6 protein-coding genes are annotated in these 11,504 nt (G+C 37.0%); 4 read left to right on the forward strand and 2 right to left on the reverse strand.

Annotated elements, in window-relative coordinates:
• Positions 1-289: 289 nt before the first annotated feature.
• Entirely contained in the window at positions 290-2,650 is a 2,361-nt protein-coding gene (locus tag G466_RS0115725; RefSeq protein WP_026814515.1) for a GAF domain-containing protein, read from the forward strand.
• 11 nt (positions 2,651-2,661) lie between these two features.
• Here G466_RS0115725 and G466_RS0115730 read toward each other — a convergent pair whose 3' ends face one another.
• Positions 2,662-3,846: a Pycsar system effector family protein gene (locus G466_RS0115730; RefSeq protein ID WP_026814516.1), complete on the reverse strand. Its 1,185-nt coding sequence runs from the start codon at positions 3,844-3,846 to the stop codon at positions 2,662-2,664.
• 53 nt (positions 3,847-3,899) lie between these two features.
• Between G466_RS0115730 and G466_RS0115735 the strand changes: the two genes are divergently transcribed.
• A complete protein-coding gene (locus G466_RS0115735) occupies positions 3,900-7,607 on the forward strand; it encodes a metallophosphoesterase (protein WP_026814517.1) in 3,708 nt (1,235 codons plus the stop codon).
• Between the two features lie 120 nt (positions 7,608-7,727).
• Here the strand turns inward: G466_RS0115735 and G466_RS0115740 are convergent, their stop codons facing one another.
• Positions 7,728-9,074: a vanadium-dependent haloperoxidase gene (locus G466_RS0115740; RefSeq protein WP_026814518.1), complete on the reverse strand. Its 1,347-nt coding sequence runs from the start codon at positions 9,072-9,074 to the stop codon at positions 7,728-7,730.
• 375 nt (positions 9,075-9,449) lie between these two features.
• Here G466_RS0115740 and G466_RS0115745 point away from each other — a divergent pair, with 375 nt between their 5' ends.
• Both G466_RS0115745 and G466_RS24255 read left to right on the forward strand, forming a co-directional pair.
• Entirely contained in the window at positions 9,450-11,102 is a 1,653-nt protein-coding gene (locus G466_RS0115745) for a solute:sodium symporter family transporter (RefSeq protein ID WP_026814519.1), read from the forward strand.
• 208 nt (positions 11,103-11,310) lie between these two features.
• Positions 11,311-11,504 (forward strand): hypothetical protein (locus G466_RS24255; protein ID WP_205622013.1); only part of this gene is annotated, 194 nt, incomplete at its 3' end.

Raw genomic sequence — 11,504 nt, forward strand, 5'->3', positions numbered from 1 at the left:
AAAATAAAGATCAATATAGCCGTGATGATGGAGGTTATAATTTTTATTCGTTTTATTTTCTGTAAAGAATAATCAATTTTTGTTTTCGTCTCATTTACTGTCATCTTTAAATCCTCCTCTTCCTGTCTTAGCTTCATAACTTTGTAGTATTGGACCTTAGTAAAAATAGAAAAGTGCTTAATGAAAGTTTGTTGTAACCCGTAAAAACCTTAACTCTTTTCCGAATAGGCTTATCTTTTTGTAATTTTATACCCTGATATAAGACTAAGTCTTTGATAAATGTGGATTCATGGAAAAGGTGTTGCCCTTACAACATATCATCAGCTTTAATAAGTTGTTGCAGCAGTATGAGGATTTAGCCGAAGGCTCAAATGAACATTTGGCCAAAAGAGCTAGATATATTCTAGATATGCAAGCGCCTTTTCCGGAACTTAAGGAAGGGTTTTCAGATGTTTCTCTCTTGGAGAAGCATAAAGGGATAATAGACTTGTTGTTGCAAGATTCCTTTTCTCCCTTATTGTCCGATAACGAGATTAAGACGGCATCCCTGCCTTATAGCGATATAATATTTAATGCCAGTAACCGGTTTAAACGTATTTTGAAGGCTGCGGGTCCAGATTATAAACCAAAGATAACTAATCTAGAACAAGGGGTAGACTATATTATGGCCTGTGTCGTTATCCTTAATTATTATTACGGCTATAAACTCGATTTTAAACGTCTTTTTTTCTATAATATTCCCGATGCCGAAGGGGTGATGCGTCATTATCGGATTTTGTATAATGCTGATTTTATGGAGATTATTCCCATTGGAACACCCTTGGAAATTACCCAGGATGATGTTGATGAATTATTGGTAAATATTGACGACTTAGAACTTTGGAAGCAAAAAATTCCCCCCAATAGCTTTATAAGCAAGGGCTTTGTAATTTCAAATATGTTTGATGTTACTGCCGAGCATGTGATTTCTGAAATTAAATCTAATTTAATTGTAACAGACTATAATAAGGAAAATAATTTCTTGAAAGAGGTGGAAGAATCCTTTAAATCGCTCTTTGGACTTTCTGGATTGCGGTTAGGTTTTGTAAAGTACAATCCAAAGCTACAGCAATTTGAAAGCGACTTTTTAGATGGAATAGAAAGTTATCTTTTAAAGAAGAGTAGCCCAGAGAAATGTAACACATCTTTATGCTTAGAGGCCTATGATAAACTAATGGAGCAGAATAGTTTATTCATTATTTCAGACGTAAATAAGGAATACATCAGGACTGAAGGAAAGGCGCCATTTAAAAATTTATACGATCAGAATATTAAAAGTGCCCTATTCGCCCCCATTGCCAAAAAAGGCAAGCTAATTGGAGTATTGGAGTTGGTTTCTGATAATGCAAATGACCTTAATAGTGTTAATGGCCAAAAATTGGAGGATATCATGCCCTATATTGTGTCCGCTGCATTGCGCTCTATAGAGGAGGAAGAAAATTTAATAGACGCGGTAATCCAGAACGAATGTACTTCGGTGCATCCATCGGTTTCCTGGAAATTTCAGGAAGAGGCCAAACGCTTTATAAAAGAGAAATACTTGGGCAACGAGCCCTCCTTTAAGGAAATTGTTTTTAATGATGTGTACCCACTATACGGGCAAATAGATATTAGGAATTCTTCCCAAATACGGAATGAAGCAATACAACGTGATCTAACAATACAATTGTCTGAAATTAACAGTGTGTTATCCGAAGCGTTGGAAAGTCATAGTCTTCCTATTTATGAGGAACTTATTTTTAGGGTGAACAACTATTTGGCCGATATAAAAGATTCGCTCCAAAGTACAAGTGAACAGGATATCTTTGATTTTGTAACCAAAAATATAAATCCGGTATTTGAGTACTTGTCTAAGTCCGATGATACATTAAAGAAACGCATAACGTTATATAAATCCCATATTGATTTGGGCACAGGGACTTATTATGATCATCGTCGTAATTATGATGAGAGTGTTACCTTCATTAATAAAAAATTGGCTGGAGTGTTAGATAAAAGTCAGGAACAGGCCCAAAAAATGTTTCCTCATTATTTTGAGCGTTACAAAACCGATGGCATAGAACACAATATGTATATTGGAAATGCTATATCCGCAGAGAGGAATTTTGATCCCATATACTTAAGTAATTTGCGATTATGGCAGTTGCAAATGATGTGTGAGTTGGAGAACGCCCATTATAGATGTAAGCCAGAATTGAAGGTTAAATTGGATGTGGCTTCGTTGATACTGGTGTATAACACCTCACTGTCCATTAGGTTTAGAATGGATGAAAAACGGTTTGATGTGGATGGCACCTATAATGCCCGTTATGAAATTATAAAAAAACGTATAGATAAATCATTCATAAAGGGTACACAGGAAAGATTAACTCAATCTGGGAAACTGGTAATCGTATATGCTCAAAAGCGAGATGAACTGGAATATCTTAGGTATATAAACTTTTTACGCTCAAAAGGGTATTTTGATTCCAATATTGAAATTGTGGAGCTAGAAGGATTGCAAGGTGTATCAGGGTTAAAGGCTATCCGTGCCGGGATTTTATACCGACCAGTGAAGAAAAGTAATAAAACTTATTCCTATCAAGACCTGCTAAATGAGATAAAAGCATAAGCTAATTCTTATTATGCTAAAGACATATGATAATTAAAGGATAAAAAGAAAGCAACGACAGATAAGATCATCCCAATCATAAAAATAGTATAGGTCCATCTTAATAATTTATATTTTCTATCCAATACCAAACCTAAAAAGTAGAGGTCTTTGGTGAGGGAGTTATACACATAGCTCTGGTCTTTGATCATTTCCTGAATGGCCCATTCAAAATCTGGGAGCTCCATCTTATGGAAATTTCCAAAAAACAATAGGTTTACCTTTTTCTGTTTTACATCTTCCTTGGTAAATTCCCCTCTAGTGATATTGGGCCTTGTGGCCATAATGGACATAATCATAGACACCACGCTAAAAAGAATGAAGATGGATGTTGGGTAAATTAGGAATTCGTTCTTAGGGCTATCTAATTTTGGAATTAGGTTGGTAAGCAAAAGAGAGATGATGATGGCATTTACAGAAAGAAGTATGTTTGCTTTTGTATCTGCAATATCACTTAATTTTAAATGATTTTGCATTGCAACCCGAAACATAGTCTGTATGCCTCTTTCTGGGCTTTCATTTTTTAATTTAACCTTTAATTTTTCTTTGCTAGCAGTACTTTTCAGCTTGGCCTCTTTTTTAATCAGTTTCTTAAGATTCTTATTTTTTGTTTCTTGCCAGTATTTTTTTGCATGGCCAGTGTAAAAACGATGCTCAGAACCCAGCATATTTATATTTTCTTGGTCCCATTCTTGGGGAGTGAATTCGGCAATTCCAAGAAGAAATAGTTCCTCCCTTAGGAGTTCAGCGGTTTCAGTATAATTGCTGCTTCCCAAATGGGAGGTGTCTGCATCCTTAATTATATCTTCGGATAAGTTGGTAGGGGTATGGTTCCGATGGGTGGCCATAATGAGCTGCTGCACCTTTTGAATATCATGCGCCGCATACTTCTTTTCTGTTAGAAATTGGGATGCAATTGCTGCACTTTTCTTTTCGTGATTCTCATATCCCTGGGTATAGCCAGTGTCATGCAACCAAGCAGCCAGAGTAATTATTTCATTTTCTTTTTCACCCAGATCATAAGCTTCCAATAATTCTTTAGTAATTTTGACTACTCTTTGAGTATGACGAAGATTGTGGTATAAATAGTTGGCATTAAGTTGTGCTGTCAATAAATCAACTACATATTCCTCTGTATCTTTAATGATATCTAGCATTCGTTTTTTTATAAATCACAAATTACAAAATTATATTATCTATTGTTATTCAGATGAAAAAAGTTATATCAATTTTTGCTTTGCTACTTCTTTTATCGAGCTGCGCAACCTACGAATCTAAATACAAGCTAGATAAGGATGTAACAGATGTGCCCTCCAATAAAAACATTTCTCATACTTTTTATTTAATAGGAGATGCCGGATTGTCCCCTATGGAAGGAATGAACCCTGCCCTTATAGCTTTTAAGAACCAGCTTAATAATGCTTCAAACAATAGTACAGCAATTTTTTTGGGCGACAATATATATCCTGCCGGACTACCAGACCCTGACAAATATAACCAAGCTTATTTGGAAGCTAAAAATCATTTGGATGCACAGTTAGAATCGTTATCCGAATTTAAGGGGAACGCTATTTTTATTCCAGGAAATCACGATTGGTATAGCGAAGGTTTAAAAGGCTTGGAAAGACAACAAGAATACATCCAAGAAAAGTTGGATAGTAAAGAGGTGTTTTTCCCGGAGGATGGCTGTCCAATAGAAAAAATTGATATAGATGATAAAATTGTGCTAATCGCTATTGATTCGGAGTGGTATCTTACCAATTGGGATAAGCACCCGACAATGAATGATGGATGTGAAATTAAAGATAGGGAGACATTCTTTGATGAATTAGAAAGTCTAATCAAAAAAAATAGGGACAAGACCACCATATTGGCTCTTCACCATCCTTTGTTTACTTATGGTTCACATAGAGGACACTTTTCCTTAAAAGAAAATTTAAATCCCGCCGGGGAGGGCTTTCCCTTTCCTATTCTAAGCTCCGTTTTTAATTTGCTAAGAAAAACAAGTGGGGCATCTATTACAGACCTACAGAACAAAAGGTATAGGGAACTAAAAAATCGTTTAATTACTCTAGCCCAATACTCGGATAAAGTAATCTTAGCTTCTGGTCACGAACACTCCCTTCAGTATATTGTAGAAGATAACACTCCACAGATTGTTAGTGGTTCTGGGGCTAAAGAAGGTGCCACTAGATTATTGAACGGCGCTATGTTTTCTACTGGAAGGTTGGGTTTTGCACAATTAATGATATACACAGATGGTTCCTCTGAAGTAAAGTATTATGGTGTTGATCAAAATAATGAACCCGAGTTTCTTTTTGCTACAGAGGTGTTGCCCGCAGATCGGAACAAAAATTATGTTTTTCATAGCGTAGATTTCCCCAAAGAGGTAAAGGCCTCGGTATATACCAAAGATGATATCGATAAAAGTGGGTTTTTTAAAACTATTTGGGGTGAACGGTACCGTAGATATTATGCCATGGAAGTTACTGCTCCCACCCTTAAGTTAGATACCTTGTTTGGCGGTGTAAAACCGGTTAGAAAAGGAGGTGGAAACCAATCTAGATCGTTACGATTAGCTGATAGCGCCGGAAAGGAATATGTGATGAGAGGCGTTAAAAAAAGTGCTGAGGTTTACCTCCAAGCTATGGCCTTTAAGGAGAAATATGTGATGGGAGAGTTTAAGGATACCTATACAGAAGCCTTGTTAATGGATTTTTATACGGGTGCCTTCCCATACGGTCTTCTCACCGTGGGGACACTTTCCGATGCAATAGATGTGTATCATCCAAATCCTAATTTGTACTATATTCCTAAGCAACCGGCCTTGGAGGAATTTAATGAGGAATTTGGGGATGAACTTTATATGTTGGAAGAGCATGTAGGTGATGGGCATGGAGAAAAAGGAAGCTTTGGTTATGCCAATAAAATTGAAAGTACTACGGACATGCTCGACAAGATTAGACGCGACGAAAAGTATGAAGTAGATACCGACAGATATTTAAGATCACGGCTGTTTGATATGGTCTTGGGAGATTGGGACAGACATGACGATCAATGGCGTTGGGGAGAAGTTGAAAATAAGGAAACAGGAAAGATTATTTTTAAAGCAATTCCTAGAGATCGCGATCAAGTGTATTCCATTTGGGGAGATGGAGCGCTAATGAATGTCGCGACCAGGATAATTCCTCCTTTGAAAATGATGGAGGGTTTTAATAATGATATTAGAAATGTGGAGACCTTTAACAAAAGTGCCTATGCCCTGGATATGACCTTGTTGTCGCAAACTACAAAAGTAGATTGGGAGCGGCAGGTGGCAATTATTCAAGAACACCTTACACCAGAAATTATAGACGAAGCGTTTACAAATATTCCTAAAGAAGTTTTGGACGACGATATATTAAATCTTAAAAGCATACTTCTATCACGAATACAAAACTTACCAAAGATTGCAGATGATTATTTTAAATCCCTCAATAAGTTTGTCATTATAAAAGGGACCGACAAGGACGACTGGTTTGAAATAAATAACCTGTCCAAAAATGAAATTGAAATTAAAGCTTATCGGAATATAAAAGGTGAAAAGGAAAAATTGTTTTTTCAAAAGACCTTCAATAGGGCAATAACAAAAGAAATTTGGCTGTATGGTCTGGATGACACCGATATTTTTGAAGTTAGTGGAAATCAGAATAATCGGATCAAGGTTCGGCTCATCGGCGGTCAAAATAATGATACCTACAATATAACTGGAGGAAGGAATATCTGGATCTATGATCATAAGACCAAAAAGAATACGGTAAATAAAATAGATGGAGCTAAGCTTAGGCTTACCAACGATTATGAAACCAACACTTTTCAACCCTTAAAAACAAGGAACAGTACACAACAAATTATACCAACAGTTGGGTTTAATCCTGATGATGGTGTAAAGCTTGGCTTTAGTGCTACAAATACCTTATATGGATTTAGAAAAAATCCCTTTACGCGCAAACAAACCTTTAGCGCTGCCTATTACTTTGCTACCAGCGGATTTGAATTGGGCTATAATGGCGAGTTTGCCCATGTCTTTAATAATTGGAACTTAGAGTTGGCTGCCCGTTTTACTAGTCCTAATTTCAGTATTAATTTATTTGGAATTGGTAATGAAACCGAGAATTTTGATGATGCCTTGGGGATGGATTATAATAGGGTAAGAATAGAACAGTTTAGTTTTTCCCCCTCTTTGGTGTGGCGAGGACATTTGGGCGCAAAATTTAGGGCAGGTCTTTCCCTAGAAACTCTGGAAGTAGAGGAAACGGTAGATAGGTTTGTCAATACTTTTTATCAAGCTAATGGAGAGGAAAGTAGGAACAGTTTTCTGGGGGTGAATGCAGGCTATTCCTTTGAGAGCTTAGATAATAATGCTTTTCCCACTATGGGAATGTCTACTGAGCTGCTTGTTGGATATAAGACTAGTTTAGAGAATAGAGATCAACATTATGCCTACATTGTCCCTAGTCTAGCTTTTAATTATAAGTTAGTGGCAGACGGAAGATTGGTCTTGGCAACTAAATGGAAGGCGCATTTTAATCTGGGCGAGGAGTACGAGTTTTATCAAGCTGCTAGCATAGGTGGGATAGATGGCCTTAGAGGATATAGAAATCAGCGATTTTCAGGAAAAACCAGTTATTATCAAAACACCGATCTAAGATATAGTATAAAAGAATTAAAAACAGGATTGTTACCTGTTACTGTAGGTGTTTATGGTGGTTTTGATTATGGTAGAGTTTGGACTTCAGGAGAAAATTCAGATTTATGGCATACCTCTTATGGGGGAGGGTTTTTCTTTAATGGAGCTGATGTACTAACAGCAAGACTCGCCCTATTTGCCTCAGAAGAAGGAGGCCGATTCACATTTGGAGTAGGTTTTGGATTTTAATACGTATTAATGTTGAACGGTATTTAAATTAGGGGGATATAAAATATAATATTGATCTACTATATTTTATATCCCCTTACTAATAGATGAAGAATTTCTCCTAATTTTTTAAAAAAGTTACTACCTATTTGAAGCAAGTTCATTAGGCTTGGTCATGGATAGTTTGTCTACTACAAAATTTCCTAAATCCTTTCCTTGCTTAACCCCTAGTTCAATGGCGCTCCTATAGTGTATTCCTCCATATAACCTGCTCAATGCCGCTTCTTCTGCAGCATGCCCAAATGAATTAAAGCTTCTAATAGGCAGCCCGTACGGTACTTCAGTATCATCATCAAATGAAAAGTTATCCCCAAAAATTTCTGTTAATGCTATAGACGCAGCTCCTGAAACTACAGAATGTCCACTGGTGTACTCGGGAAATGGAGGTGTTTGCAATATAGGCAGCCAATTCTCATCTAAATATTGATTGATTACTGTTTCTGGACGGATGAGATTGCTACGGTATTTTTCATCCCAACAACTGATAAAAGCATCGGCAATGGCGATAGATGTTTTGGTATAGGCATATACAGTTTCAGCAAAATCCGATTCTGCTTTCTTGCTTGCTATTTTAGTAATACCCATCCAATGTGCCCCAGGAGATATTTTTTTGGTTGCAAACATTAAATGGCCTCTTGTAACCGATACATAGGGATTGCAGTCCCAGAATTTTGCCATGGCTATTTCCTCTGAATCATCCCCTTTCTCAGTTATTTCTTTGCTGATCTCATAGACCTCTATAACTTCTTTGTAAAAATCCGAATCCTTTTCCATAGAAAATGGTGGTGGTGGGGATGGAGTAAACTGATTGGCGGAGTCCAACGTAAAGGGCCTTATTTTGCCCCAATGAGGCTCAATTCCATCCATATATCCTGGGGGCGTTGGTTGCCATCGGGTGGGATCGTCCGTATCTACCGTAAATTTTTGCATTGTCCTTGTCTGATTGTAATTATCCTGACTCATCCACTTGGCAATATGCTCGCTTACTTGAAGTCCATAATCTTTTGAAGCATTAAATAATTTAGGGTTCTTCTTACTCCATTTTTGATATAGACTGTCCCTAAAGGTTATGAGTGTCTCTTCTGAAAAAATTAATCTTCTTCCTAGCTCCATATGGGCTATTAAGGCAGCCAGTTCATAGTTTATAGTTGCTTCTAGAGCGGGTTGGGGAATAGGGGTCAAGTCGGTTACTTGTCCTACCAAAGAGGCATACTCGTCGTTGTTGAGTGCCATAATTTCATATGCAGCAACATTGGGATAGGCAAAGATTCGACTAGCTACCGGTGGTGAGAAGATATCATGTACCATTATGTCCGTCACCTTCTGTATAGATTGATGTAGCTCCTCGGTACTAACTGTTATAGGTTCAGAATTATCATTACAGCTAACAAGGTAAAATGCTATAATAATACATATTAGCTTTTTCATAGGTGTTTTTTTCAACCAATTTTCTTGGATAGTGCTGTTGTGCTGGGATTACGGATTGCGTATTGATTATACGGCGCAGTAAATATACCCAAGTTGGCTTCTCAAAAATACATCATTTTTATAAATAACAACAACTGTGATGCTTAGTGATGAATTTTATAAGGAATGCTCAAGAATAATTTGTAATTGCGTATTATCTCTTTTGAAATAATTCTACTTAAATAGCTTTTTAACTGCTATATATAGTTCATGCAGATTATTAATAAGAGATATTTTTTTAACGTAAAATGAGATAAAATTTAGAAAGCCACTCACTATTTCTAAATAATCCAATATATTTAACCCTAACAATCCAATTAACTTATTTATACCACCATGTTAGGAATAATTTCTTTTGTAGGCTTTACTTTGCTCGTGGCCATAATATCTTATTTGGCAACTAGAAAAACGGATGAAAATTCCTCTGATGGTTATTTTTTAGGTGGTAGAAGCCTTACCGCAGGAGTAATTGCGGGTTCCTTGCTTTTAACCAACCTTTCTACGGAACAAATTGTGGGGCTAAATGGGAGTGCCTATACCGACGGATTGTCAGTTATGGCTTGGGAAACTCTGGCAGCCATAGCAATGGTGGTTACTGCCATTTTTTTATTGCCAAGATATCTTAAAGGTGGGCTAACAACTATTCCGCAATTTTTGGCAAAACGGTTCGATGTTACCACAAAGACAATTACGTCTGGCTTGTTCTTAACTGGTTATGTAGTAGTGTTGTTGCCTGTAATACTATATTCTGGATCAGTGGCCATTAGTGGCATGTTTGATGTTCCCGGACTTTTAGGAGTTTCAGATAAGACGGCTTTGGTGATGTGTATTTGGGGGATTGGGATAATTGGTTCCATTTACGCAGTTTTTGGAGGCTTAAAAGCAGTTGCAGTTTCGGATAGTATCAATGCGATTGGACTCTTAACAGGGGGACTTTTGATTCCTATTTTTGGTTTGATGGCTATTGGGGATGGTAATGTGTTTGCCGGGTTAGAAAATTTGATGACTACTAATGCAGATAGGTTTGATTCTACTGGGGAACCCGGACAAGAAGTACCCTTTTCCACCATTTTTACTGGAATGATGTTGGTGCAGCTCTTTTATTGGGGAACCAATCAACAGATTATTCAACGTGCCTTGGCAGCCAAGAACTTGGCGGAAGGACAGAAAGGATTACTATTAGCTTCTTTTCTAAAAATATTAGGACCTTTAATTTTAGTGCTTCCTGGAATGATAGCTTACCATTATTTTGATGGTAGCCTAGCTTCTAGTGACCTTGCCTATCCCGAATTGGTAAGGGCAGTATTGCCAAAACCTATGGTTGGTTTCTTTGCTGCTGTACTTTTTGGAGCAATTTTAAGTTCGTTCAATAGTGTACTTAATAGTTCGGTTACTTTGTTTGGGATAGATATTTACAAACAGCATATTAACCCTGAGGCCCAAGAGCGGACTATTGTTAAATACGGAAAAATATTTGGAATTTGTTTGGCATTAGCAGCTATGTTTATTGCTCCAATGATTGCAAATGCTGGAAGTCTGTTTAATTATTTGCAAGAAATAAACGGTATCTATAGTATTCCCATTTTCACTATTATAGTAGTAGGATATTTAACGAAAAGAGTACCTGCAATTGCAGCCAAAATTGGAATTTTTTCAGGTTCTATCCTTTATATTATCAGCCAGTTTTTCCTCAAAGATCATTTTGTAGGTAAAGCTTTGGTTGCAGCTGAAGATGCTGGCATTACCGACGCTGCGGCTTTAAAATTGATAGAGGCAGATGCGTATCCCCATTATCTGCATATAATGGCAATTTTATTTCTTTTAAACGTGGGAATTATGTTGATTATTGGAAAATTATATCCTAGAAAAGATGCGTTTAAACTGGAATATACCAATCAGGTTTCTATAGAGCCTTATAAATATGTACACCATGTAGGCTTAGCTATCTGTGCTATAGTTATTGGAATCTATATTTATTTTGCAAAATAAGGGATAAAAGGGCTTTATTATTGCGATTGATGAACTACTAGTCCTTCAAATAGCTATCAGGAATCTTAGTAAGTGTTACTCTTTCAAAGGCGCATTCAGAATTGACGCAACTGCTTGTTTATCAGGTATTTAATTCGTATATTTAGATATAATAAAACCCCGAAAACGAGTCTCTAGCTCAAAAAACGGGGTTTTTATCTTAATGTCTATGTCCAAGATACGAAGAATCCACGATTTCCAGCACAGTTTTACATTTTCCTCCCAGACCGAAGAGTTCGATGCGTTTTACGCCCGGTTTCTCGAAAGCGATCTTGGCAAGATCTATATCGCCATCCCTTGGGACGAACTGGTAGCGGCCCTTGGTCTGAAGGAAGCCAAAAAGGGCCCAAGGTGCATCTTCTG

The sequence above is a fragment of the Arenibacter certesii DSM 19833 genome, assembly GCF_000429545.1.
GTDB classification, from domain to species: domain Bacteria; phylum Bacteroidota; class Bacteroidia; order Flavobacteriales; family Flavobacteriaceae; genus Arenibacter; species Arenibacter certesii.

What these genes read in the sequence shown, in the direction of transcription:
- G466_RS0115725 (WP_026814515.1), top strand. Translation starts at nt 290, where the DNA reads ATGGAAAAGGTGTTGCCCTTACAACATATCATCAGCTTTAATAAGTTG.
- G466_RS0115730 (WP_026814516.1), bottom strand. Translation starts at nt 3,846, where the DNA reads ATGCTAGATATCATTAAAGATACAGAGGAATATGTAGTTGATTTATTG.
- G466_RS0115735 (WP_026814517.1), top strand. Translation starts at nt 3,900, where the DNA reads ATGAAAAAAGTTATATCAATTTTTGCTTTGCTACTTCTTTTATCGAGC.
- G466_RS0115740 (WP_026814518.1), bottom strand. Translation starts at nt 9,074, where the DNA reads ATGAAAAAGCTAATATGTATTATTATAGCATTTTACCTTGTTAGCTGT.
- G466_RS0115745 (WP_026814519.1), top strand. Translation starts at nt 9,450, where the DNA reads ATGTTAGGAATAATTTCTTTTGTAGGCTTTACTTTGCTCGTGGCCATA.